The following is a 23,574-nucleotide window of genomic DNA, read 5'->3' on the forward strand; positions in this document are numbered from 1 at the left end:
TATGTCACATCTGGATGAGGTTATTGCCCGTGTCGATACGGCCATTCAACAGAGTGTTATTGCCGATATGAATGCGCTGCTGGTTGAACTGAGCGACGACGCGGCGTTAAGCCGCGAAGATCGTTATGCCCAGCAACAGCGCCTGCGTCAGGCTATTGCCCATCACGGGCGTCAGCACAAAGAAGATATGGACGTGCGTCGCGAGCACCTGACCAAAGGTGGCGCCATCCTTTAATCAGAACTGGCGTCTGGCCACCAGCCAGGCGCCAACGACCAGCAGCACCGCGCCGCAAACCGGGCCGATAAGCGCTCGCAACGGAATGCCGTGGCTTCTCACCACATCCATGACCAGCCCGCCGATCAACTGGCTTGCCACTAACACTGCGATGGTGGTTGCTGCGCCGACATTCTGATAACCGCTGATGCTGGCAAAGACAAAGAACGAACCCAGCAGGCCGGGGATTAATGTCCACCATTTCACGCTGGCATAGAGCTCCTGAAACCCGCTCAAACCATATTTAATCAATAAGATACTGACAAACAGTACAATTCCGACCAGCGAATTAAGCAGCATGGCAATAAGGATGGTCGACGCCGATTGCGTAATACGGACCATCAGCATATTTTGCACCACCAGGCCAATCCCGGCGGCAATCAGAAAGGTGAGGGTCAGCGACTGATTCATGAGAGGACATCCGGATCGGTACGGTTATCGAGTTGCAGTTGCATAAAAGTCAGATCCAGCCAGCGGCCAAATTTGGTGCCCACCTGCGGCATTTGCCCGGTGATCACAAAACCCAGCTTGCTGTGCAGATGAATGGAACCCTGGTTTTGCGCCTCGATGCCGGCGACCATTACATGTTTGCCAATCTGTTTCGCCTCTGCAATTAGCCGCTGCATTAATGCCAGCCCCAGCCCTTTACCCTGATGTTCCGGGTGTACATAGACTGAGTGCTCAACGGTATGGCGAAAACCGTCGAAGGCGCGCCAGTCACCAAACGAGGCATAACCCGTGACCTGGCCGTTCTCTTCACTGACCAGCACCGGGTAACCGAGCAGCGTGCGGGCTTCGAACCAGGCAATACGGTTATCCACATCCACTGTCTGATCGTTCCAGATTGCCGCCGTGTTTAGCACGGCATGGTTATAAATCGCGGCAATGTCGCCACAATCCGCTTTCGTGGCATAACGAATATTCATGGTTGAACCCCAAATTTGTACACTATAGTATTACGTAATGAATACTATCTCAGACAATATAAATCAACGGATCAGTGCACGAATTCGCGTTGAACGGGAATCTCGCGGCTGGTCGCTCAGTGAACTGGCGGAGCGGGCAGGCGTATCACGAGCGATGATCCATAAAATCGAACGTGCGGAAAGCAGCCCGACAGCAACACTGCTTGCGCGCCTGTCCGGTGCCTTTGGCATCAGTATGTCGACACTGATTGCCCGTGCGGAAATGCAAGAAGGCAAATTGCTGCGTTATGCTGACCAGCCGGTGTGGCGCGATCCGCAAAGCCACTATTTACGTCGCCACGTTTCACCGCGCAGCGATTTGCCGATCGATCTGGTGCAAATTGAATTGCCCGCCGGCAGCGACATTCCGATGCCGGCGTCCTCGTATGCGCTGGCGCGCCAGCTGATTTGGTTGCAGGAAGGTGAACTGGTCTTTCTGGAGGGTGATACGCGCCACGAAATGAAAGCCGGGGATTGCCTGGAGCTGGGCCCGCCAAATGACTGCCGATTTATTAATAAAAGTACCGCCCCTTGCCGTTATTTGGTGGTGCGGCTTAACCATTCCAGCTCGTAATGTAAACGCGATCATGCCCGCCAGCGACTAGTATCAATAGTTAGTCTGATACGCAGAGGAGAGCATGATGAATCAACAATCCAATCGTAATCGTCGTTGGGTGCTGGCTTCCCGACCTCACGGCACGCCGGTCGCAGAAAATTTCCGCCTTGAAGAGAGTGACCTTGCCATCCCCGGAGAAGGCCAGTTGCTGCTGCGCACCGTGTTCCTGTCTTTAGATCCCTATATGCGTGGACGCATGAGCGACGCGCCCTCGTATTCTCCGCCAGTGCAAATTGGCGAAGTAATGTGTGGCGGCACGGTCAGCCGGGTGGTGAAATCGCTGCATCCTGATTTTGCCGAAGGTGACTGGGTACTCGGTTTTAGCGGCTGGCAGGATTACGAGATTTCTGACGGCGCAGGGCTGGTCAAACTGGGTACCGATCCGCAACACCCTTCATGGGCGCTGGGCATTCTTGGCATGCCGGGCTTCACTGCATTTATGGGGCTGCTGGACATTGGTCAACCGAAAGAGGGCGAAACGCTGGTGGTGGCCGCTGCAACCGGGCCGGTTGGCGCAACGGTTGGGCAAATTGGCAAAATCAAAGGTTGTCGCGTGGTCGGTGTCGCCGGTGGCAGCGAGAAATGTCGTCATGCTGTGGATGTGCTGGGCTTCGATGCCTGTATTGATCACCATGCGGACGATTTTGCCGATCAATTGAAGTCCGCCTGCCCACAGGGAATCGATATTTATTTTGAGAATGTGGGTGGCAAAGTATTTGATGCTGTGCTTCCTTTATTAAATACTGCGGCGAGAATTCCGCTTTGCGGCCTGGTGAGTGGTTATAATTCAACCGAACTTCCTGACGGGCCAGATCGTATTCCGCTATTAATGGCTACGCTGCTGAAAAAAAGAATTCGATTGCAAGGGTTTATTATTAACCAGGATTATGGTTATCGCATTAATGAATTCCAGCAGCAGATGGGCGAGTGGCTGTCCGCCGGAAAAATCCACTATCGTGAACAGGTTACTGAAGGACTGGAGAATGCACCAGACGCTTTCTTTGGCCTGTTAGCCGGTAAAAATTTCGGTAAAGTTGTGGTTCAAATCGGGCCCGAAAGCTAAGTAAACGATGGCGGTAAAAAACCGCCATTTTTAATTGTGCAAATTTTTGAAAAACGTCTTTAATTATACAAGCATAAGGAACGATGACCTTGTGAAGGCAGTTCCTGGTAGTTGTGCACAATAAATAACATTTGTTCTACTTTTACGCGACAATCCAATACCAGGCATGTGTTTATATAATATATTCTTTGCGGTTGAGATTACGGACACGCTACCAGGCTGAAAACAAATAAGAATTCATACAGGATACAAACATGCTTGATTTGGAAAAAGCGCAACGGACAAGCCTGACTATGCAAGTCGAGGCCAGTCTGAAAAATGCGCTTATCATTGGTGCGCTGAAACCCGGTGCCCGCCTGATCACCAAAGAAATCGCCGATCAATTAGGCACCAGCATTACCCCAGTACGTGAAGCGTTACTGCGCCTGGTCTCCGCAGGCGCACTTCACGCAACGCCTGCTCAGGCTTTCCTGGTTCCGGAAGTAAGTCTCGAACGTTATAACGAAATTAACCAAATACGCAAAAACCTTGAAGGTATGGCAGCACGCGCCGCCAGCCAGAATATGACCAAGGATAAAATCAGGGAGTTGCGTATTCTGGCCGAATCTTTTCATGAAGCGCTGAAAAGTGGTCATATCGAACAAACGTTGCAGGCCAACCGCGCGTTTCGCTTTAGCATTTATCAGCAGGCCGGTATGCCGACCCTGACGGCGTTAATTGAACAATTATGGGTGCGTATTGGTCCATGTTTTAATTACCTTTACCCCACGTCAGAGGATTTAACCCGCGGACACGATTACAGCGATTTGCTGGCCGCGCTGGAAGAGGGGGATGGTTTCGCCAGCGAAAGGGCGCTCTGGCGCGCCATTGATGAGGGCGCTACCATTATCAATAAACAATTCCACCGCTAAAAAACCATTCAGGCGAGTAATTTTTTAATCGCTAACATATGTGCTCCCCGGCAAAAATTTGCGAATGGGGAGCATCTGCGTCACGTTTTTCACTGATAAGACCCGCTTAACGCTGAAATACCGAATGTCCTTGCCGATAACATTTGTTAGCGCAGTCAGGCGCTAACATTTGGTATTCAGCAAGGAGTCCGGAATGTTTTTTAGCCAGAGGTTAAGCAATATAAAAATCAGTAGAAAGCTGTCCGTGGGGTTTGGTCTGGTCCTGTTTCTTGTCGCCATCGCCACCGTTCTCAGTGTGTTGCGTTTTAAAGAAATCCGCGATGTCTATGAAAAAACCAACCTGATGTACAACATCAATATTGAAGTCTTTCAGGCGAAAATTAACCGCCTGAAATATTTTTATGGTGATGACAAATCCGGTGAGGTGATGTCGAATTATGTCCGTCACGCGTCTGAATTAACCGCCAGCGCAGACAACCTGTCGTGGTCCGCCCAGGAAAAACAGATCATCAGGGATGTTGCCGGCCACCTTGATAACTTCCAAAACAGCATTGGTGAGATGAAGAAAGCCAGCGGTGATATTCGCGCCGTGCGTGATTCGCTCGATAAGCTCGCCGCCAGTGACCTCTCTTCACGCTACACTGCCCTTATTCGTACCCCGGCGGCCGACACAACGCTGATGACGCAGGTCTACGAACAACTTTTTGCCATTAGCGCCGTGCGTGATGCGGCGCTGGTTGTGCGTTACAGCCCGACAAAAGAAGCGCGCGATGCGCTGGATAGTCGTTTCACACAAACGCAAACCAGCGTGCAGGCGCTGGTCACTCAGTTGCCGGGAGAGCTGCAAGCGCCACTGCAAGCTTTATGGGGCGACACGGTCAAGTACCGCGATCTGAGTGTTAATTACTTTACCGCATGGCAGGCGCTGAAAGCCGCCGAAGACAAAGTCAAAGTGGGTGGCGACAATAGCAGCGCGTCGCTTAAACAGATCATTTCGCTGGTAAAAGCGCACAATGATGAGCTGGCGTATACCTCCAGTACCATTGCAGCAATGATTGGCATCATCGCCATTTTGATTGGCATCCTGGTATCGTGGTGGGTCATTCGTCAAATCACCCGGCCAATTGATCGCAACCTGGCGCTGGCTGAGCGGATCGCCAGCGGCGATCTCAGTTCGACAATTCGTGCGCAAAACACCGATGAACTCGGTCAGTTGACCGGGGCAATGGGGCGGATGAACGACACGCTGCGCGATATGATCTATGAAGTACGCAACAGCGTAACGCAGGTATCCCGTGCGGCTACCGAAATCGCCGAAGGCAATACCGATCTCTCTTCACGCACCGAACAGCAAGCCGCGGCTGTGGTAGAAACGGCTGCCAGCATGGAACAGTTAACCGCCACGGTGAAAAACAACGCCGATAACGCCCGCAATGCCCGTAGCCTGGCGGCGCAGGCCTCGAAGACCGCCAGCGAAGGCGGTAGCGTAATGCGAGAAGTTGTCGACACAATGGGTGATATTCACAGCAGTTCTAACAAAATTGCCGATATTACCGCAGTAATTAACAGCATCGCTTTCCAGACCAATATCCTGGCACTGAACGCCGCCGTAGAAGCCGCACGGGCAGGGGAGCAGGGGCGCGGTTTTGCCGTTGTCGCCAGCGAAGTGCGCAGCTTGTCGCAGCGCAGTTCGCAGGCGGCAAAAGATATTGAGCAGTTGATCAGCGAATCTGTCTCTCGCATCAATACTGGCAGTGAGCTGGTGGCGAAAGCCGGGGAAACCATGGATCAGGTGGTGCAGTCGGTCACCCGGGTAAACGACATCATGGGGGAAATCTCCTCTGCCTCGGAAGAGCAGAGCCGGGGTATTGAGCAGATTGCCCGCGCCGTTGGCGAACTGGACAGCACCACGCAGCAAAACGCCTCGCTGGTCAGCGAATCCTCTTCTGCTGCGGGTTCACTGGAAGAGCAGGCCCGCCTGCTAGAAGAACTGGTGGCAACTTTCCGTCTCGAACAAGGCAACGCAAAAGCGAAACCGGCCGCGCCAGCGGGCAAACCGCCGGTTAAACCGATGCCGAAAACGAAAAATGAAACAGCGACTCACGACGAGGGCTGGACGGCATTCTGATTCAGCGGGAAACTCATCAGCCTGGAAGCTTGCTTCCGGGCTTTTTATTCTTCGCAGGCTGCTGGCGTTATTCACACCCCGGCACTAACGGAGAATAAATAACGCGATGTAACCAGGCGGCGAATCATGATTAATTGTGCCTGAATGCTTCCATATATTTCGCAGGCAGGTTAGGATTTATCTGAACAAGCACTTCTTTTAACAGGGATTTTTATGAAAAAGTTTGCCGTTGCAATGGCGTTCGCCTTAATTCTGAGTGGCTGTGATAGCCAGCCCACCATTGATACCTCCAGTGAAGCCAGCATGAAAACCTCCATTCGGAAGGTCAGAGAGTCATTGCCTGAAGCGAAACGCGCAGCCTATGACGATGCGCTGCAAGTGATTGTGCTCAGCCGCCTGAACCTTAAAGATCTGATGCAGGCGGGTGCGAATCAGAATACCGCGCAACTGGAAGAAAAAATGAAAGGCGATCTCACCGGCAAGACAGGAGAAGAGATCATCGCCTATGCAGACAAAATCAGAAAAGAGCGCGCAGCACAGTAGGCTGCATGGCATCACCCGCCTTATGGCGGGTGATCACGACTTGATTACTTGAACTGCCAGGCCACAGAAAGACCCACGCCGTAATTACGCCCAGGGGCGGGTTCGTAGTAGCGCCCATTCGACTCATTCACAATCACCGAACCGACATACTGACGATCAAACACGTTGTCGACTCGCCCAAATACATCGACTAACCAGTTGCCATAACTAAATTTATAGCCTGTGTTCAGCCCGGTCACGGTATAAGAGGGCGCTTTAGCGGTGTTCTCGTCATCCGCCATAATGTCACTCATATAACGCACATCCGCGCCGGCGTACCACCCTTGTTCCGGGATCCAGCCGAGGGAAGCAAAGCCCATATTCCGGGCAATGCCCGGCATACGATTACCCTGGCAGTGGCTGTCGCTACACACCTCGCTGCGGTAGGTCGCATCCAGATATGTCCACGCCACTCTTGCCCGCCAGTTGCCGGCAAATTGCTGATCAAGCGATAACTCCGCGCCCTGCCGACGCGTTTTACCCGCGTTTTTATAAGTCGTGCGCCCCCCGCTGCTGGCATCCGTCACAATTTCATTATCAGTGTCGGTACGGAACAGGGCCGCCGTCAGAAGCCCATTACCTATACGGGTTTTATTGCCGATCTCTACCGTGTCATTGGTAGACGGTTTCAGCGCAAAATTGAGCCCACTTTGCCCGTCGGAACGGTACGACAGTTCATTGATGGTCGGCGTTTCAAAGCCCCGCCCGGCGGCAATATAGACATTCGACGCATCGGTCACGGCATATTTCAATGACCCGGCCGGCAACCATTTGTGGTAATTCGCTTCACCGCTGTCATCACCATTTTGCGCCGTAATATAGTGATCATTGGAATCAAACCATACCGAGCTATAGCGCACGCCCGCATCCAGCGTCAGCTTATCGGTTAACTGCCAGGACGTTTGCAGGTAGGGATCGAGGTTCCACATCAGGTTACGTTCATTGCGGCGCAAATTCCCTTCCTGGCCATACACCGGTGTTGAACCCTTCATCACAAAGTTTTCATACCCTTTGCGCTGCTCACTCATGTTTTCGTAGTTAAGCCCTCCGGTAAACGTCACCGGAATACCCAACTCGCCGCGATGCGTCCAGCGGGTATCAATCCCCTGATAATGGCGTGTCAGGTCGATCACCCCCCCCGCATGTTTGGCATTGAGCTGGGGCCCGCGGCGAATAGACTGATACTGGGTGGTTTCACGCTCTCCGGCGTACATCATTACGCTGAGATCGTCCTGCTCACTGAGCTGTCGCTCATAGCGCACACCCGCCTGCGTTTGTTTAATGGTTTTACGTGTGTCGTACTGTTCCGCACGGGGTGACTGACGCGGATTGTCCTGCCATTCGCTGCGGGTTAACCCTCCGGCATCGTTGGCCTTGATATCAACGCTGTTAAAAATCAGGCTCAGCTTACTGGCGTCATTAATGCGCACGCCCAGTTTAGCGTTGGCAAGGTTCTTGCGCGCACCGCTGCGATCGCGGTAGCCATGGGTGACAAATCGGGTGGTGGAAGCGGTGTAATCCACATCGCCTGCGTGCGTGCCATCCCCCATCGCGCCAGTGGCCTTCAGGCCATAACGCCAGCTGCCAAAACTTCCGTAATAGCTGCTGGCTTCCACTGTGCCAGGTTCGCGCCCGGTTTGCGTGGTGACATTTACCACACCGCCAGATGCATTGCCGTACAGCGCGGAGAAGGGGCCGCGTAACACCTCAATGCTTTCAACACTGTTCAGATCGATATTCGACGTCTGCCCCTGGCCATCCGGCATGGTGGCGGGAATGCCGTCCACATACATGCGGATACCCCGCACGCCATACGTGGAGCGCGAACCGAATCCACGGATCGAGAGCTGCAAATCCTGCGCATAGTTTTGCCGGTTTTGCACCTGTAACCCAGGCACACTCCCCAAAGATTCAGAAAGATTGACACGCGGTGTCGCCTGGCGAATATCGTCACCCTGCACCACGCTGACGGCGGCGGGGGTATCGAGCTCAGAAACTGTCGTCGGCGTCGCCGTCACGATCAGGGTTTGTTCATTGTCTGCGGCAAGCGCCAGTGTCGGTAAAATCACCGGGAGTAGCATCACGGGTAAGGTGAGGCGAGAGACGGAAATAATATTCATGAAGGAACCAGGTTAAAAAACGCACAAAATGGAACATAACGCGGATATGTTAAAGGTTATGTAAAGATATTGAAAACATTAAGGGCACATTACGTTAACACTGAGTGTAGCAAAGCGTGGCGCATCGGCTCCGGCACACATTTAATCCTCCACTTTGCAGTCATTAATGATTATTATTCTCACCATAACAACAAGCGAAGCTGGCGCTTCGTGCACTGGATGCATGTGAAAAATAAACAACGTGTTGAACAAAGGGAGTCGTCATGTCTTTACGTCATTTATGCTCGCCGCGCCTGCGGCATTCTCTGGTCCTCGGTTCACTGCTGCTGGCGGGGTCATTTACCACACATGCTGCCGAAGAGATGCTGCGCAAAGCGGTTGGCAAAGGCGCTTATGAAATGGCTTTCAGCCAGCAGGAAAATGCGCTCTGGCTTGCCACTGCGCAAAGCCGCAAAACCGACAAGGGTGGGGTAGTTTACCGTCTCGACCCGGCAACGCTGAACATCACCCAGGCCATTCATAGCGATCTGAAACCCTATGGCGCCACATTAAACAGCCGTACGCAAACGTTATGGTTCGGTAACACCACGAACGGCGCGATCACCGCCATCGACGCTAAAACGGGTGAGATAAAAGGGCGTGTCGTGCTGGATGCGCGCCAGCGTTCCGAAACAGTCAAACCGCTGAGCCCACGCGAACTGGTGGTTGATGAAAACACCAATACGGTTTACGTCACGGGCGTCGGTAAAGAGAGTGTCGTCTGGGTGGTCGACGGGGCGGCGATGAAGCTGAAAACCACCCTCACCAACACGGGCACTTACAGCACCGGGCTGGCCATCGATAGCGCTGCAAAACGCCTCTACACCACCAACGGTGACGGTGAGCTGATCACCATTGATACCGCGACGAACAACATTATCGATCGTAAAAAACTGCAGGATGACGGCAAAGAACATTTCTACCTTAATCTGAGCCTGGACACTGCGGGTCATCGCGCGTTTGTCACTGATTCAAAAGCAGCAGAAGTGCTGGTGGTCGATACGCGTAATGGTCAGGTTCTGGAAAAAATCAGCGCGCCAGAATCGCTGGCCGTGTTGTTTAACCCGGTCCGTAATGAACTCTACGTAACCCATCGTCAGGCAGGGAAAGTCAGCGTTATTGACGGAAAAACCTACAAGGTTGTGAAAACCTTCGACACGCCTACACACCCGAACAGCCTTGCGCTCTCGGCCGATGGCAAAACATTATTCGTCAGCGTGAAACAGGCCTCCTCACGTGAGAAAGAGGCCACCCAGCCGGATGACGTGATCCGCATTGCGCTGTAAAAACCTGTTCGTTTAAGCTCCCTGCGGGGAGCTTTTTTATTAAGGAATCGATAGCTATGTTGACGACGACGAACGCCTGCTGGCAAACGGGTTGCCCGGTGTTTATCACGTGGAAAATAGCTGGGGAAATGACGGGTTGATTGCCCCGGCAGTTACTGCCGCCTGGCAACGCTGGAAAGCGCAGGCATAAAAAAGGCCTGCGTAAAAGGCAGGCCAGTCACATTAAGCGCCCGTCGGCGCTTTTTTTATGGGCGCGAGGTTTTTTCAACCAGCGGCGCAGGCTGCTGCGCGTTCGGATCGACCGGCGCCGTGCTATGAATGGCCTGTACGCGGTTCCGTACCCCGTACCAGCCAGCAACCAGCAGAATCGCGATCAGCGGGATAGAGCCAATCGTGTAAGTGCCATTCGGGTAGTCGAATGCCATCAGCACCAGCACGCTCAATAAAAACAGCAGCGTCAGCCATGAGGTTACCGGCGCACCCGGCAGTTTGAAACTGACATCCGGCACGCGACCTTCTTTAATGGCTTTACGCAGACGCATCTGGCACACCACGATAAAGCCCCAGGAAGCGATAATCCCCAGTGAAGCCACGTTAAGCACAATCTCAAATACCTGCGACGGCACCAGATAGTTCAGGAACACGCCCACGACATAAACAGCGATAGTCACCAGAATGCCTGCATAAGGCACATGGTGGCGACTCATTCTCGACATGAATTTCGGCGCAGAACCGCCCATCGACATGGAGCGCAGAATACGCCCGGTGCTGTAAAGACCGGAGTTCAGGCTGGAGAGCGCAGCGGTCAGCACCACCATATTCATGATGTCACCAATATACGGCACACCCAGTTTGGAGAAGAACGTCACAAACGGACTTTGCCCCGCCTGGTAGGCGTTCCACGGCAGCAGCAGAACCAGCAGCACCACAGAGCCCACATAAAACAGGCCGATACGCCAGATAACGCTGTTAATCGCCTTGGGCACCATAGTCTGTGGATCTTTACACTCGCCCGCCGCTGTTCCTACCAGTTCGATAGACGCAAAGGCGAATACCACGCCCTGCACCAGAACCAGCGCAGGCAGCAAACCGTGCGGGAAGAAACCGCCATTATCGGTGATCAGATGGAAGCCGGTCGTGCCGCCGTCCAGCGGTTTGCCGGTACCAAGGAAAATGGTACCGACCACCAGGAACACCACGATCGCCAGCACCTTAACCAGTGCAAACCAGAACTCCATTTCGGCAAACCATTTCACACCGATCATGTTCATGGTACCGACAATCGCCAGCGCGCCGAGCGCGAAGACCCACTGAGGTACGTCGCCAAACGCCCCCCAATAATGCATATAAAGGGCTACGGCGGTGATATCGACTATCCCGGTCATGGCCCAGTTAACGAAGTACATCCAGCCTGCGACAAAAGCGGCTTTTTCGCCGAGGAATTCGCGGGCATAGGAGACAAAACTGCCGCTGGACGGACGGTGTAACACCAGTTCACCCAGCGCGCGGAGAATAAAGAAGGAGAAGATACCGCAGACCAGATAGACGATAGCCAGCGACGGCCCCGCCATCTGCAATCGGGCACCTGCGCCCAGGAATAAGCCGGTACCGATGGCGCCGCCAATGGCGATCATCTGTACTTGTCGATTCCCCATCGCCCGGTTGTAACCCTCTTCATGAGAGTTGAGCCAGCGTCGTTTTGCCGCGTGATGATCGGCAGCGTGGTTGTTGTCTGTTTTCATTGTTTACCTGTTCACCTGTCTGAACCTTGCTGAGTTCCTCAACCCACGGATTGGCTAACCAAACGATTGCCCCGTTGGGTAAACGCCCTGTCTTTCCAGTGATTCTTCGTGATGGATAAGACAAAACATGGCGCAGCATCGTAACCGCAATCGATTAATGACGCAAAACATACCCACCAGAAAGGGCGCGACTATTAGTGGAAATTGTGAGGTCACTGCAGTCGGGCAGTGTAACTAATTCAGAACGTCGAAAAATGCAACAGAAATAACCGTGAGCGACAGAACGAATTTTAACAAATCAGAACAGTCGTCCGCTTGATTGATAAGGGTTTGTAATGACCATAACCTCTCTGTGGGCTTACTTTGCAAGTTTTTTGCTTATTAAATGTAAATTAATTGTTTCACAGCAAATTCCTCGCGTCCTAATAATGAACGCCTGTTTACCAACACGGGTGTGCTGCATGTCTTACCGTCTGAGTCTGCTGGATAAAAGTCCCATCGCGGAACACGAAACCGCGCAAGATGCCCTTCACCGCACGCTGCAACTGGCGCAGCGGGCTGAAATCTGGGGTTATCACCGCTTCTGGATAGCCGAACACCACAACACTGCGCAACTGGCCAGCCCGTCGCCGGAACTGGTCATCGCCTGGATCCTTGGCCAAACCCGGCGCATTCGCGTTGGGTCCGGCGGCGTCATGCTGCAACACTACAGCCCCTACAAAGTGGCGGAAAATTTTAATCTGCTGGCGACCATTGCCCCGGGGCGTGTTGATCTCGGCGTTGGTAAAGCGCCTGGCGGTTTACCGCTGTCGACACGAGCATTGCAGCAAGGCCTGCGCAGCGAAGAGAAGGGCAGTTTTGCCGATCAACTCGCGCAACTGGATACCTGGCTAACACCTGGCAAAGATGACAGCGCGGAGGAGACGGTCCTGGCAACCCCATTGCCACCGCAGCCCGCAGAGCGATTTTTGCTCGGAGCCAGCCGCGAGAGCGCGGCGCTGGCGGCAAAACTGGACTGGGAGTTTGTTTTTGCGGCGCATCTGAATGGCGATCAGGCTCTTTTAGGTGACGTTGTCACGCAATGGCGACAACAAAGCCAGCGTGACACCCTGGTCGCAGTGCAGGTGATCGTCGCGGCTACCCAGGCGCAGGCCGACGCACTGGCACAGCAGGTGGAAATCTGGGGTGTGGAACTGGCAAACGGCCAGCGCGTCAGCGTAGCCAGTGAAGCACAGGGGCACGCCTTTGCCCGCCAGGCAGGTAGCCCGGCGGTACGTATTACCCGGCGTGAACCCTCGCTGATTGCCGGTACGCCGGAAAGCGTGCTGGCCGGGCTGGATGCCTTACATCAACGTTTTGCCATTGATGAATTCATTATCGATACGCCCATTGCCGAGGGTGTCGCACGGCTGACTTCGTTACGCCTGTTGGCCGAAGCCGTGACTCAGGCACAGGCCACACAGGAGGTTGCGGGATGAGTTTTGCCGAACAGCTGATCGACTGGCGACGTGAATTGCACCAGTACCCGGAACTCTCGCTGCAGGAGTTCGAAACCACCCGCCGCGTTCGTCACTGGCTGGAAAACGCCGGTTTGCGCCTGTTACCCCTTTCGCTGCCGACAGGCGTTGTGGCCGAAGTGGGTCGCGGCGAAAAAATCATCGCGCTGCGGGCGGATATCGATGCGCTGCCCATTCATGAGGTCACCGATGTGCCTTTCGCCTCGCGTCATCCCGGCGTCATGCATGCCTGCGGTCACGATATACACACCAGCGTCATGCTCGGTGCGGCGCTGTTGCTGAAAGAGAAAGAGCAGCATCTGGCAGGGCGGGTGCGCATCCTGTTCCAGCCCGCGGAGGAGAGCTTCGGCGGCGCGCAGCGTATGATTCAGGCGGGAGCACTGGACGGGGTGAGCGCTATTTTTGGCATGCACAACGAACCCGGATTGCCGGTCGGCGCGTTTGCCACCCGCAGCGGAGCGTTTTATGCCAACGTTGATCGTTTTGCGCTGAAGGTCACTGGAAAAGGCGCTCATGCGGCGCGTCCCCACGAAGGGAGTGACGCGATCCTGCTGGCCAGCCAGTTGGTGGTCGCGCTGCAAAGCATCGCCAGCCGCAATGTCAACACGCTGGAATCGGTGGTGCTTAGCGTCACGCGCATTCAGGGCGGCAATACCTGGAACGTACTGCCGGAACACGTCGAACTGGAAGGGACGCTACGCACGCACCAGCCTGCCGTGCGCGACCAGGTGAAACGCCGCGTAAATGAGATTGCTGCCGGGCTGGCGCAGGCCTTTGCAGCAGACATTGCAGTCACCTGGTATGAGGGGCCGTCAGCGCTGATTAACCCTGCGCGCTGGGCCACTTTTGCCCGCGAAGTCGCCGACGAGCAGGGTTATCGAACTGAAGAGGCCGATCTGCATATGGGCGGTGAGGATTTTGCCGTCTATTTGCAGCAGATCCCCGGCGCTTTTGTCAGTATCGGCAGTGACAGCCAGTACGGCTTGCACCATCCGGCCTTTGACCCTGACGAGAATTTACTTGAAGAGGCGGCGCACTATTTTGCGCGGCTCGCAGAAAAAGCGCTGCTTCAATCCTGATGTGAAATTTTTCTGCCTGGGGCGGTGGCCCCGGGCCACCTGTTGCCTGAAAACGAGGATCGATTATGTCTACCGCACGACAATTACGGCTTGGCACGATATTACATGGCGCCTCGGGAAATATGTCCGCATGGCGTCATCCGGCGGCTGTTGCCGATGCCAGTATTAACTTTGACTTTGTTCAGCAAACCGCGCGAATTGCCGAACAGGGAAAGCTGGACTTCTTATTTGTTGCCGACGGTCTTTATATTAATGAAAAGTCGATCCCGCATTTTTTAAATCGCTTTGAACCCATTACCGTCTTATCGGCACTGGCCAGCGTGACCCGTCATTTGGGACTGGTGGGCACACTGTCCACCTCATACAGCGAACCCTTTACTGTCGCGCGCCAGTTCGCCAGCCTCGATCACCTCAGCCAGGGCCGGGCAGGCTGGAACGTAGTGACATCGCCACTGGAAGGATCGGCCAAGAATTTTTCCCGAGCCCAACACCCGGATCATGCGCTGCGTTATCGCATTGCTGATGAATATCTTGAGGTGGTGAAAGGGTTATGGAATTCATGGGAAGAAGATGCATTTGTGCGTAATAAAGAGAGCGGGCAATTTTTTGACCCGGCAAAATTACACCCCCTTAATCATCACGGTGATTTTTTTCAGGTTGCCGGGCCATTAAATATTGGTCGTACACCGCAGGGTCGCCCCATTATTTTCCAGGCCGGGGCATCGGACGACGGTAAACAGTTGGCGGCACGCCATGCTGATGCCATTTTTACTCACCAGGATACGCTGGAAGAGGCGAAAAACTTTTATCGTGATGTCAAAACCCAACTGGAGAAATATGGCCGTGGCCATGATGAACTGCACATTTTCCAGGGCGTGAACGTCATTGTCGGCGACAGCGAAGAGGACGCAGAGCAGCAGTATCAGACCACTGCCGCGCTGGTGTCGATTAGCGATGCGCTTAACTACCTCGGTCGCTATTTCGAACATCACGACTTCAGCCAGTACCCGCTGGATGCGCCATTTCCGGATCTCGGTGACTTAGGGCAAAACAGTTTCCGTAGTACCACCGATGAAATTAAGCGCAATGCCCGCGAGCGCCGGCTGACATTGCGTCAGGTCGCCCTTGAGAGTGCTTCGCCGCGGCCACGTTTTTCCGGCACACCCCAACATGTCGCCGACGGTTTGCAGCAGTGGTTCGAGAACCATGCGGCGGACGGTTTTATCATCCAGGGCGGCACCCCGGATACCCTCCCACGCTTTGTTGAAAAAGTCGTTCCGCTGTTGCAGGCGCGCGGACTGTTTCGCAAGGAGTACCCCGGCACCACGCTACGCGAGAGCTTAGGTCTGCCGTTACCCGCCAATCCGTACTCCGCCCAATAAAAGAAGAGGGAACACGATGCAGAGAACGCCTTTGTTGCTGGCAGTCATGCTGGCACTGATACCGCAAGTCTGGGCCAACGAGGTCAACATTAATGGCACCGGCGTCAGTCTGGAAGCCAATAAACAGCCGATCACGACGCCGAAAAATGCCGATGCGATCGCGCAGTTGCCGAAGGATTATCATTTTGTGGTGCCCGGAAAGCTCACCGTCGCCGTGGCCGCGCTGAACTCCCCGCCGTTGACGGTTTTTGCCGATGACAACAAAACCCTGCTTGGCAGCGAGGTCGACATTGCCCGACTGGTTGCCAGCAGCCTGGGGCTGGAGCTGAACGTGGTACCCACCTCCTGGGAGGACTGGCCGCTTGGCGTGTCCTCCGGTAAATACGATGCCGCAATCAGCAATATCACCGTCACCAAAGAGCGCAAAGCGAAGTTTGATTTTGCCACTTACCGAAAAGATTCCCTCGGTTTCTACGTTAAGTCTTCAAGTCCGCTAAAAACGATCGACAAAGCGGAAGACATTGCCGGGCTGCGCATTATTGTGGGTTCCGGCACAAATCAGGAGGCGATTTTACTGGCATGGAATGCCGAAAACCTGAAAAAGGGCCTGCAGCCGTTTACTCCGGTCTACACCAAAGATGACGCGGCCCAAACCCTGGCGCTGCAATCTGGCCGCGCCGATGCCTATTTTGGCCCCAATGTGATTGGCGCATGGAAAGCCGCCCTGACTGGCAAAACCCGGCTTGTCGGCAGCGTCGACGGCGGCTGGCCAAAAGCGGCGCACATTGCCGTCACGCTGCGTAAAGGCAGTGGGCTGGCGCAGCCGGTGCAAACGGCACTCAACGGTGCGATCAAAAACGGTGATTACGACAGCGTGCTCAATCGCTGGGGCGAGGGGGTTGAACGTATCCCGACGTCAGAAATCAACCCGCCAGGACTGGGCGATTAAGGAGAAGGCCATGAGCGAAAAATTCCGTGATGTGTCCCCCGACGCGCCCGAATTACAGCCCATCCTCCAGGGCCTGTTCGCGGACTATGCCGCACGCTACGGTGACTATTTTTCTCGGCATGCCGAGGTCGAATTAACCGAGTGGTATTTAGCCCCGCAAGGGCTGTTTATTGTGCTGGAGCGTGACGGCGAAATTATCGCCACCGGCGCGTACAAGCCCTTCGATGACAAAACCGCTGAAATCAAACGTATCTGGACGCACCCCTCACTGCGCCAGCAGGGGCTGGCGGCGCGGATTGTCCGCGAACTTGAACGCCGTGCGCAACGGGCGGGGTACAGCCAGCTTTACCTGACGACCGGTTTTCGTCAGCCGGAAGCTGTGCGGCTCTACCTGAGCCAGGGGTATCAGCCGCAGTTTGATATCCACCGCGATCCGGAAGTGTTCAGCCAGCCGCCGTTTGATGGACGGCTGCGTTTTACCAAAGTGCTGACGGTCGACACCCTGAGTAAAACTGCCTGAGGAGTGAGCATGAAAACGACAGAAACGGTAAAAGTGGTGCCCGCACGCTACCCGCTACGGACGATTGGCGCGGTGGTCGCCCTGTTTGTGCTGGCGGCAATTGTGCAGTCGGTGGCCTTTAATCCGCGCTGGGAATGGGCGGTGTTTGCCCGCTGGTTTTTCGACCCGGTGATCCTCGAAGGACTGGGGCAAACCCTGTTGCTGACGTTGTTAGGCACCGTACTGAGTGTTTTCTTTGGCGGTCTGCTGGCACTGGCAAGGCTGTCATCATCCTGGCTACTCAGCAGCCTGGCCTGGGGGTATATCTGGTTGTTCCGCTCGCTGCCGCTCATTGTGGTGCTGATCATTTTATATAACTTTTCCTATCTGTATGACCGGCTGTCGTTGGGCATTCCGTTTACCGGCATCGAGTGGGCAAGCTATGAAACGATTAATGTGCTGGGGCAGTTTTCAACGGCGACTGTCGGGCTGACGCTGGTGCAAAGCGCCTATACCGCAGAGATCATTCGCGGGGGCTTTCTCGGCGTCGACCACGGTCAGTATGAAGCCGCCGCCGCGCTGGGGCTTCCGGCATGGCGTCGCACATTGCGCATTATTTTGCCCCAGGCGCTGCGCACCATTTTACCGTCCGGCTTTAACGAAATCATCAGTCTCGCCAAGGGCACGGCGATGGTTTACGTGCTGGCGATGCCGGAGCTGTTCTACACCATCCAGATGATCTACAACCGCACGCAGGAAGTGATCCCGCTGCTCATGGTAGGCGCAGTCTGGTACCTGGTGATCACGAGTGTGCTGTCTGCGATCCAGTTTCTGGTTGAGCGCTGGCTGGCGCGCAGCGAACGCCGTTCAGCCATTAACCCTTCGCGGGTGCGCATTTCTTCCCCGTCGCGTGTCACGCAAACTCAGGAGCCTGTGCATGCCAACCTCACTTAATGGTCATATTTCCATTACTGGCGTCAGTAAATACTTTGGCCGCCATAAAGCACTGGATGCGGTATCGCTGGAGATCCCACCGGGGTCAGTCACGGTGATCCTCGGCCCGTCAGGTTCGGGAAAATCCACGTTGCTGCGCACCATTAATCATCTGGACCGTGTCGATGAAGGGTTTATCCGCATTGATGGCGAGTACATCGGCTATCGGTTACAGGGCGACAAGCTGTATGAACTGAAAGAGAAGGAGATCCTGCGCCAGCGGGCCAATGTCGGTTTTGTCTTTCAGAATTTCAATCTCTTTCCGCATTTGACCGTGCTGGAAAACCTGATTGAGGCGCCCATCGCCCATAAAAAAATGCGGCGCAAAGAGGCGATTGAACAGGCCTGGCAACTGCTGGATGTGGTTGGCCTGCGTAATAAAGCCGATGCCTGGTCGCGACATCTCTCCGGGGGGCAACAGCAACGTATCGCCATCGCCCGCGCACTGTCGCTGCGCCCGCGGGTGATGTTATTTGATGAACCCACCTCGGCGCTGGATCCGGAACTGGTCGGCGAAGTACTGGATGTGATTAAAAAGTTGGCGCGGGCCGGCTCAACGCTGGTCGTGGTCACGCATGAGATCGGCTTTGCCCGAGAAGTGGCGGATCAGGTGGTGTTTATGGTCGACGGCAGGATCGTCGAGCAGGGCAGCAGTGACGCGGTTCTGAATAATCCGCAGCATCCGCGCACACGTCAGTTTTTATCTAAGGTCTTGTAAGGAGACATCATGAAACAGGGATTACTGGGGCTACTGCTGCTAAGTACCGGCTGTTTTGCTGCCGGGCAGATTGATTTGAAAGCCAATGAACACCCGCTGGCGGTGCAGCAAGATGCGGCGGCCATTGCCAAAATCCCACCGGGTTACCGTTTCGTAGAGCCGGGAACATTGACTGTGGCGATCTCAGCATTGAATTCCCCGCCGCTGGCGTTACTGGCCAGCGATAATCGCACACGCATTGGCAGCGATCCGGATATCGCTCACCTGTTAGCACAAAGCCTGGGGTTAAAACTGAAACTGGTTCCCACTGCCTGGGAGGACTGGCCGCTCGGCATTACCTCGGGGCGTTACGATGTCGCGCTGGTGAACATTGCGGTCACCGAAGCGCGTAAAGAGAAGTTTGATTTTGCCACTTACCGCGCAGACTCGCTGGCCTTTTCGGTCAAGTCCACCCGTCCTGTCGCAGCCATCCACAGCGCGCAGGATCTGGCGGGGAAAAAAGTGATAGTCGGCTCCGGTACGAATCAGGAACGTATTCTGCTGCGCTGGAATGAGGAGAACCGTGCCGCAGGGCGTCAACCTGCACAGCCGATTTACCTGACTGACGATGCCTCCGGCAACCTGTATATCCAGTCCGGGCGAGCCGATGTGGTGTTTGGCCCGCAATCGGTGGCAGCGTATAAAGCGGCGCTCAACGGGGCCACCAAAGTGGTTGGGTTAGGGCCGAAGAAAGCCTGGGTGGCGACCACCACCAAAAAAGGCAATGGCCTGGTTTATGCCTTACAAGCCGCGCTGAATGGTGCGATTGCCCGCGGCGAGTATCAGCAGGTGCTGGCGCGCTGGGGAGAGCAGGGGGAAGCGGTGACACAGTCGCAGGTGAATCCACCGGGGATCACCTACGACTAAACAAATAATGCGGTTTCGACGGGCGTGGCGTTACGAAACCGCGTTCCGCCTTGCCAGCGCCTGTGTGAGCAAAAAATGCGGGGTTACGGACGCAGGCCAAATTCACAGCTTGCCTGCGTCCAGGCGCGAGCCTGTTCACTCAAGGTGAACCCCAGACCATGGCGATCAGAAACATACATCCGGCCATCACGCAGTTCCAGCTGTTCATTAAACAGCGGGTTCAGCCATTCGAAGTGCTCCAGCCACGGCTCCAATGGATAGGCCGCCGACAAGTGCAAATGCACCTCCATGGCAAAATGTGGGGCCAGTTTACGGCCATGTTTCGCTGCCAGATCCATAATGTTGAGGAAGGGGGTTATGCCCCCTACGCGGGGGGCGTCAGGCTGGACGACGTCGCTTGCATTCCCCAGGATCAACTGTTCATGCTCCCGGAAACTGGTCAACATTTCGCCGGTTGCAATGGGCGTATCCAGCGCCGAGGCCAGTTGCGCATGGCCTTCAACGTCATAGGCATCCAGCGGCTCTTCAATCCAGACCAGGTTAAATTTCTCCATCTGGCGCCCCATGCGTATGGCGGTTTCGCGATCCCATTGCTGGTTTGCATCCACCATAAGCGGGAAGTTATCGCCCAGCGCTTCGCGCACCGCCGTCAGCCGGCGGATATCCTCTTTGGTGTCCGGTTGGCCGACTTTGAGTTTAATCCCGCCGATGCCGTTCTCACGCGAGATCACCACATTTTTGAGCACCTGATCGAGCGGGGTATGCAAGAAACCACCGGAGGTGTTGTAGCACTGAACGGAATCACGGTGTGACCCTAACAGTTTTGCCAGCGGTAACCCGGCGCGTTTGGCTTTCATATCCCACAGGGCAATATCGAAAGGGGAGATGGCCTGTACAGCCATGCCGCTTCGTCCGACGGACGCTCCCGCCCACAGCAGTTTGGTGTAAATCTTGTCGATATCGTTCGGATCTTCACCCAGCAGATTGTCGGCGATTTCTTTGGCATGGGCATAAATTCCCTGGCCCCCGGCACGTTTTGAGTAGCTGAAACCGATACCGTCAAATCCATCGCGGCTGCGGATTTCCGCAATAATAATCGCCACCTCTGTCAGTGGCTTCTGCCGCCCGGTCAGCACTTTTGCATCGCTGACCGGGGTAGCAAGCGGCAGGAAGGCGAGGGAGAGTTTCACCCATGCAATACGGTCACCGGTTTCGGCAGCGGTTTTTACCCCTGCGGTTTTTGCATAACTTACAGCATTGGAATTGGCACTGACACCCATCGTTGGCTCCTGATAGCAGAATAAATGATTGCGCTAACATTTGTAGGATCAGCGACAAATCCTGACCAGAGCTCTGCGCTAATTATGCACAGGCGATCACAAATATTGAGCATGCCGTGGGGTTAATTGTTATTGCTGTCACGTTATTAGCTTCAGGCAGCTAAAACAACAGCATAAATGATATCGCTAACATCAACAGGCAAAATATGGCGCTAACTCACTGATTTAGCGGCCAGAGAGGCAATGTCAGAAGAAAGGGGTATAATACAAACAGAGTGGCTACGAATATGAAAAGCCTGTTCAAACCTTGTGAGTGATCATGTCGAAATCATCCCGTCCTGTTCCGCCGCGTGCGCCAACACTCGAAGATGTCGCCCGGGCGGCGGGGCTCTCTTCAATGACTGTAAGTCGGGCGCTTAACACGCCGCAACAGGTGCGTCCCAAAACCGTGGAAAAGGTGCTCGCCGCCGTCAAAGCCACCGGTTATATCCCGAATGCATTAGCTGGCGGATTGGCCTCCCGCCGCAGCAGACTGATTGCCGTGGTGGTGCCGCAAATCAATAACAATATGTTTGTCGATACCATTCAGGCCATCAGCGATCAGCTGGCAGTTCGCGGTTACCATATGCTGTTATGCGTGGCCGGTTACACACAGCAGACAGAGGCTGAGCTGGTGGCGGCGCTCTTATCACGCCGTCCCGATGGCATTGTGCTGACCGGTATTCACCATTCGACCGACCTGAAAAAGGTGATCCTGAACGCCAGTATCCCGGTGGTAGAGATTTGGGATCTCACCCCCACGCCACTGGATATGCTGGTCGGGTTCTCCCATGAAAAAGTCGGCCAGGCCACAGCGGATTACGTATTGCGTAAAGGCTACCGCCGGCCGGGATTGTTATGGACGGTAGACAGACGTGCCGCGCAGCGTAAACAGGGCCTCTGCGAAACGCTGGCGCGCAACGGTCTTACTGAGCCGCAGACTGTTGATGTCGCACTCCCCGCGCGCTTTACCTCGGGTCGCGAAGGGCTGGCGCAATTACTTGCGCTGGGTGAGTTTGACGTGATTGTCTGCAGTTCAGACACCCTCGCGCAGGGAGCCATTATTGAAGCGCAGTCTCGCGGGTTGCGGGTGCCGCAGGATGTCGCAGTGATTGGTTTTGGCGATCTCGATTTTGCCGCCGGGAATCAACCCGCTATCACCACCGTCAGCGTTGACCGGCAAATTATTGGGCAGCGCGCGGCTACCATGCTGGCAGACCGTATAGAAGGGCTCAGTATCGACGACGAAATTGTCGATATCGGTTTTCATTTTATCGAAAGGGACTCGGCGTGAGAATTAATGTGATTGGCACCAGCGGCAGCGGTAAATCGACACTGGCGAAGCGTCTTGCCAGCCAGTTGAACGTGCCATATATCGAAATGGATCTGCTCTACTGGCGGCCCAACTGGCAGGGCACGCCAGACGACGAGCTGTACGCCCGGCTTGAAGCGCTACTGGCGCAGCCAGGCTGGGTACTGGATGGCAACTATAACCGCAGCCGCGACATTAAATGGCGCCATGTCGATATTGTGGTGTGGGTAGATTACGGGTTCTGGCGCACCTTGCGCCAGGTAACGCTAAGAGCCATTGACCGCGCCCGTAGTCGCCGGGAGCTGTGGCCAAATACCGGTAACCGGGAGAGCCTGCGTCGGGTTTTTTTCAGCCGGGAGTCAATTATCCTGTGGATGCTGAAAACCTGGCGCAAAAACCGCCAGCGCTATGCGCAGGACATGGCCGATCCACGTTATCAGCATCTGCGTTTCGTTCGCATTACCAGTCCGCAGCAGGCAGATGCCTTTCTTGCCTCCCTGACCTAAACTTAGGGTTCATCCTTACCCAGGAGTCCTTATGTTAACGGTTTATGGCGTCCCCGGCTGGGGATCGGCAATCAGTGAAGTAATGCTGACGCTGGCAAACATTCCGTATCGGTTTCGCAACGTCGACGGTTTTGATCAACCCGGCCCTCAGCGGGACGCACTGCTTAAACTCAACCCGCTGGGTCAGGTACCCACCTTGCAACTGGACGATGGCAGTGTCATGACGGAATCTGCAGCGGTGGCGCTGATGATCCTGGACACCCGTCCCGATCTTGCTCCCGCAGCTGGCACGCCGGAGCGCCAGCAGTTCTGGCGATTACTGGTCTGGCTGGTGGCAAACGTCTACCCGACATTTACTTATGCCGACTACCCGGAACGCTGGACGCCAGATGCACCTGACCAGTTACGCGAAAGCTGCATGAGTTATCGCAAGTCGCTGTATCTCTGGCTGGAAAGTCAGCTTCAGGCCGCGCCGTATGCCCTGGGTAAGGAAATCACACTGCTGGATATCTATCTCTGTGTCATGCGTACCTGGGGCCCACGTCACCAGTGGTTTCAGGAGAACACACCAAAGATCAGCGCCATTGCTGATGTGGTTTGCGCCTTGCCGGAACTGCAAAACGTGCTGCGCAGTAACGACATTATTGGATAAGTCGCGCCGGGCGGCT

Annotated in this window: 23 protein-coding genes; 18 read left to right on the forward strand and 5 right to left on the reverse strand. The window is 54.9% G+C overall.

What is annotated here, in order from left to right; all coding sequences use genetic code 11:
• The first annotated feature begins 1 nt into the window (after position 1).
• The gene (locus ACUY4S_RS12045) at positions 2-235 is read left to right on the forward strand and encodes a DUF2526 family protein (RefSeq protein WP_312686472.1); all 234 of its coding nucleotides are present in this window, start codon (positions 2-4) and stop codon (positions 233-235) included.
• Here the strand turns inward: ACUY4S_RS12045 and ACUY4S_RS12050 are convergent, their stop codons facing one another.
• Together ACUY4S_RS12050 and ACUY4S_RS12055 are read right to left on the reverse strand one after the other, a co-directional pair.
• Positions 236-685, reverse strand: a complete 450-nt coding sequence (locus ACUY4S_RS12050) for a DMT family transporter (RefSeq protein ID WP_312686470.1) — start codon at positions 683-685, stop codon at positions 236-238.
• Positions 682-1,200, reverse strand: a complete 519-nt coding sequence (locus ACUY4S_RS12055) for a GNAT family N-acetyltransferase (protein ID WP_312686468.1) — start codon at positions 1,198-1,200, stop codon at positions 682-684. Before ACUY4S_RS12055 ends, ACUY4S_RS12050 begins: the two co-directional genes overlap by 4 nt.
• 37 nt (positions 1,201-1,237) lie before the next feature.
• Here ACUY4S_RS12055 and ACUY4S_RS12060 point away from each other — a divergent pair, with 37 nt between their 5' ends.
• From ACUY4S_RS12060 to ACUY4S_RS12080, 5 genes are all read left to right on the forward strand, one after another.
• Complete coding sequence (locus ACUY4S_RS12060; RefSeq protein WP_312686466.1) at positions 1,238-1,813, forward strand: helix-turn-helix domain-containing protein; 576 nt, start codon at positions 1,238-1,240, stop codon at positions 1,811-1,813.
• 67 nt (positions 1,814-1,880) lie between these two features.
• Positions 1,881-2,918, forward strand: a complete 1,038-nt coding sequence (gene curA / locus ACUY4S_RS12065) for an NADPH-dependent curcumin/dihydrocurcumin reductase (protein ID WP_458022767.1) — start codon at positions 1,881-1,883, stop codon at positions 2,916-2,918.
• A gap of 254 nt (positions 2,919-3,172) precedes the next feature.
• On the forward strand, positions 3,173-3,829 hold the full coding sequence (locus ACUY4S_RS12070) for a GntR family transcriptional regulator (protein ID WP_458022742.1): 657 nt from the start codon (positions 3,173-3,175) through the stop codon (positions 3,827-3,829).
• A 193-nt stretch (positions 3,830-4,022) separates the two neighbouring features.
• A complete protein-coding gene (locus tag ACUY4S_RS12075; protein WP_458022741.1) occupies positions 4,023-5,957 on the forward strand; it encodes a methyl-accepting chemotaxis protein in 1,935 nt (644 codons plus the stop codon).
• Between the two features lie 213 nt (positions 5,958-6,170).
• Positions 6,171-6,500, forward strand: coding sequence for a DUF6694 family lipoprotein (locus ACUY4S_RS12080; protein WP_458022740.1), 330 nt, complete (start codon positions 6,171-6,173; stop codon positions 6,498-6,500).
• 44 nt (positions 6,501-6,544) lie between these two features.
• On the opposite strand, the gene pqqU is transcribed toward ACUY4S_RS12080, so the two are convergent.
• Complete coding sequence (pqqU, locus tag ACUY4S_RS12085; RefSeq protein WP_458022739.1) at positions 6,545-8,659, reverse strand: TonB-dependent receptor PqqU; 2,115 nt, start codon at positions 8,657-8,659, stop codon at positions 6,545-6,547.
• A 263-nt stretch (positions 8,660-8,922) separates the two neighbouring features.
• On the opposite strand from pqqU, the gene yncE reads away from it, so the two are divergent.
• A complete protein-coding gene (gene yncE, locus ACUY4S_RS12090) occupies positions 8,923-9,984 on the forward strand; it encodes a 7-bladed beta-propeller protein YncE (protein ID WP_312686457.1) in 1,062 nt (353 codons plus the stop codon).
• A gap of 245 nt (positions 9,985-10,229) precedes the next feature.
• On the opposite strand, the gene ansP is transcribed toward yncE, so the two are convergent.
• Complete coding sequence (ansP, locus tag ACUY4S_RS12095; protein WP_312686455.1) at positions 10,230-11,726, reverse strand: L-asparagine permease; 1,497 nt, start codon at positions 11,724-11,726, stop codon at positions 10,230-10,232.
• A gap of 461 nt (positions 11,727-12,187) precedes the next feature.
• Between ansP and ACUY4S_RS12100 the strand changes: the two genes are divergently transcribed.
• From ACUY4S_RS12100 to ACUY4S_RS12130, 8 genes are all read left to right on the forward strand, one after another.
• Positions 12,188-13,204: an MsnO8 family LLM class oxidoreductase gene (locus ACUY4S_RS12100; protein ID WP_312686452.1), complete on the forward strand. Its 1,017-nt coding sequence runs from the start codon at positions 12,188-12,190 to the stop codon at positions 13,202-13,204.
• On the forward strand, positions 13,201-14,322 hold the full coding sequence (locus ACUY4S_RS12105; RefSeq protein WP_458022738.1) for an amidohydrolase: 1,122 nt from the start codon (positions 13,201-13,203) through the stop codon (positions 14,320-14,322). Before ACUY4S_RS12100 ends, ACUY4S_RS12105 begins: the two co-directional genes overlap by 4 nt.
• A gap of 65 nt (positions 14,323-14,387) precedes the next feature.
• Positions 14,388-15,704 (forward strand): LLM class flavin-dependent oxidoreductase, encoded by a 1,317-nt coding sequence (locus ACUY4S_RS23265; RefSeq protein ID WP_505311337.1) that lies wholly within the window; start codon positions 14,388-14,390, stop codon positions 15,702-15,704.
• Positions 15,705-15,720: 16 nt separating this feature from the next.
• The gene (locus ACUY4S_RS23270; protein WP_505311338.1) at positions 15,721-16,653 is read left to right on the forward strand and encodes an ABC transporter substrate-binding protein; all 933 of its coding nucleotides are present in this window, start codon (positions 15,721-15,723) and stop codon (positions 16,651-16,653) included.
• Positions 16,654-16,663: 10 nt separating this feature from the next.
• Positions 16,664-17,173 carry a GNAT family N-acetyltransferase gene (locus tag ACUY4S_RS12115; protein WP_312686449.1) on the forward strand — a complete coding sequence of 170 codons (510 nt, stop codon included), beginning with the start codon at positions 16,664-16,666 and terminating at the stop codon, positions 17,171-17,173.
• A 9-nt stretch (positions 17,174-17,182) separates the two neighbouring features.
• On the forward strand, positions 17,183-18,106 hold the full coding sequence (locus ACUY4S_RS12120) for an amino acid ABC transporter permease (RefSeq protein WP_458022737.1): 924 nt from the start codon (positions 17,183-17,185) through the stop codon (positions 18,104-18,106).
• Entirely contained in the window at positions 18,090-18,863 is a 774-nt protein-coding gene (locus ACUY4S_RS12125) for an amino acid ABC transporter ATP-binding protein (protein WP_458022736.1), read from the forward strand. Before ACUY4S_RS12120 ends, ACUY4S_RS12125 begins: the two co-directional genes overlap by 17 nt.
• 9 nt (positions 18,864-18,872) lie before the next feature.
• Positions 18,873-19,769, forward strand: coding sequence for a transporter substrate-binding domain-containing protein (locus ACUY4S_RS12130; RefSeq protein ID WP_312686444.1), 897 nt, complete (start codon positions 18,873-18,875; stop codon positions 19,767-19,769).
• An 83-nt stretch (positions 19,770-19,852) separates the two neighbouring features.
• On the opposite strand, the gene ACUY4S_RS12135 is transcribed toward ACUY4S_RS12130, so the two are convergent.
• On the reverse strand, positions 19,853-21,049 hold the full coding sequence (locus ACUY4S_RS12135) for an L-talarate/galactarate dehydratase (protein WP_312686441.1): 1,197 nt from the start codon (positions 21,047-21,049) through the stop codon (positions 19,853-19,855).
• 319 nt (positions 21,050-21,368) lie between these two features.
• Here ACUY4S_RS12135 and ACUY4S_RS12140 point away from each other — a divergent pair, with 319 nt between their 5' ends.
• From ACUY4S_RS12140 to ACUY4S_RS12150, 3 genes are read left to right on the forward strand one after another with little or no spacing between them, the layout of a single operon-like run.
• The gene (locus tag ACUY4S_RS12140; protein ID WP_312686438.1) at positions 21,369-22,382 is read left to right on the forward strand and encodes a LacI family DNA-binding transcriptional regulator; all 1,014 of its coding nucleotides are present in this window, start codon (positions 21,369-21,371) and stop codon (positions 22,380-22,382) included.
• On the forward strand, positions 22,379-22,906 hold the full coding sequence (locus tag ACUY4S_RS12145; RefSeq protein ID WP_312686436.1) for an AAA family ATPase: 528 nt from the start codon (positions 22,379-22,381) through the stop codon (positions 22,904-22,906). The genes ACUY4S_RS12140 and ACUY4S_RS12145 overlap by 4 nt, the downstream gene beginning before the upstream one ends.
• A 31-nt stretch (positions 22,907-22,937) precedes the next feature.
• Positions 22,938-23,558 (forward strand): glutathione S-transferase family protein, encoded by a 621-nt coding sequence (locus tag ACUY4S_RS12150; protein WP_458022735.1) that lies wholly within the window; start codon positions 22,938-22,940, stop codon positions 23,556-23,558.
• The last annotated feature ends 16 nt before the right edge of the window (positions 23,559-23,574 follow it).

It is taken from the genome of Kosakonia beeri, assembly GCF_054165705.1.

Bases quoted from the DNA above. Each gene is read 5' to 3' on its own strand.
- ACUY4S_RS12045 (WP_312686472.1), top strand. From the start codon at position 2: ATGTCACATCTGGATGAGGTTATTGCCCGTGTCGATACGGCCATTCAA.
- ACUY4S_RS12050 (WP_312686470.1), bottom strand. From the start codon at position 685: ATGAATCAGTCGCTGACCCTCACCTTTCTGATTGCCGCCGGGATTGGC.
- ACUY4S_RS12055 (WP_312686468.1), bottom strand. From the start codon at position 1,200: ATGAATATTCGTTATGCCACGAAAGCGGATTGTGGCGACATTGCCGCG.
- ACUY4S_RS12060 (WP_312686466.1), top strand. From the start codon at position 1,238: ATGAATACTATCTCAGACAATATAAATCAACGGATCAGTGCACGAATT.
- curA (WP_458022767.1), top strand. From the start codon at position 1,881: ATGAATCAACAATCCAATCGTAATCGTCGTTGGGTGCTGGCTTCCCGA.
- ACUY4S_RS12070 (WP_458022742.1), top strand. From the start codon at position 3,173: ATGCTTGATTTGGAAAAAGCGCAACGGACAAGCCTGACTATGCAAGTC.
- ACUY4S_RS12075 (WP_458022741.1), top strand. From the start codon at position 4,023: ATGTTTTTTAGCCAGAGGTTAAGCAATATAAAAATCAGTAGAAAGCTG.
- ACUY4S_RS12080 (WP_458022740.1), top strand. From the start codon at position 6,171: ATGAAAAAGTTTGCCGTTGCAATGGCGTTCGCCTTAATTCTGAGTGGC.
- pqqU (WP_458022739.1), bottom strand. From the start codon at position 8,659: ATGAATATTATTTCCGTCTCTCGCCTCACCTTACCCGTGATGCTACTC.
- yncE (WP_312686457.1), top strand. From the start codon at position 8,923: ATGTCTTTACGTCATTTATGCTCGCCGCGCCTGCGGCATTCTCTGGTC.
- ansP (WP_312686455.1), bottom strand. From the start codon at position 11,726: ATGAAAACAGACAACAACCACGCTGCCGATCATCACGCGGCAAAACGA.
- ACUY4S_RS12100 (WP_312686452.1), top strand. From the start codon at position 12,188: ATGTCTTACCGTCTGAGTCTGCTGGATAAAAGTCCCATCGCGGAACAC.
- ACUY4S_RS12105 (WP_458022738.1), top strand. From the start codon at position 13,201: ATGAGTTTTGCCGAACAGCTGATCGACTGGCGACGTGAATTGCACCAG.
- ACUY4S_RS23265 (WP_505311337.1), top strand. From the start codon at position 14,388: ATGTCTACCGCACGACAATTACGGCTTGGCACGATATTACATGGCGCC.
- ACUY4S_RS23270 (WP_505311338.1), top strand. From the start codon at position 15,721: ATGCAGAGAACGCCTTTGTTGCTGGCAGTCATGCTGGCACTGATACCG.
- ACUY4S_RS12115 (WP_312686449.1), top strand. From the start codon at position 16,664: ATGAGCGAAAAATTCCGTGATGTGTCCCCCGACGCGCCCGAATTACAG.
- ACUY4S_RS12120 (WP_458022737.1), top strand. From the start codon at position 17,183: ATGAAAACGACAGAAACGGTAAAAGTGGTGCCCGCACGCTACCCGCTA.
- ACUY4S_RS12125 (WP_458022736.1), top strand. From the start codon at position 18,090: ATGCCAACCTCACTTAATGGTCATATTTCCATTACTGGCGTCAGTAAA.
- ACUY4S_RS12130 (WP_312686444.1), top strand. From the start codon at position 18,873: ATGAAACAGGGATTACTGGGGCTACTGCTGCTAAGTACCGGCTGTTTT.
- ACUY4S_RS12135 (WP_312686441.1), bottom strand. From the start codon at position 21,049: ATGGGTGTCAGTGCCAATTCCAATGCTGTAAGTTATGCAAAAACCGCA.
- ACUY4S_RS12140 (WP_312686438.1), top strand. From the start codon at position 21,369: ATGTCGAAATCATCCCGTCCTGTTCCGCCGCGTGCGCCAACACTCGAA.
- ACUY4S_RS12150 (WP_458022735.1), top strand. From the start codon at position 22,938: ATGTTAACGGTTTATGGCGTCCCCGGCTGGGGATCGGCAATCAGTGAA.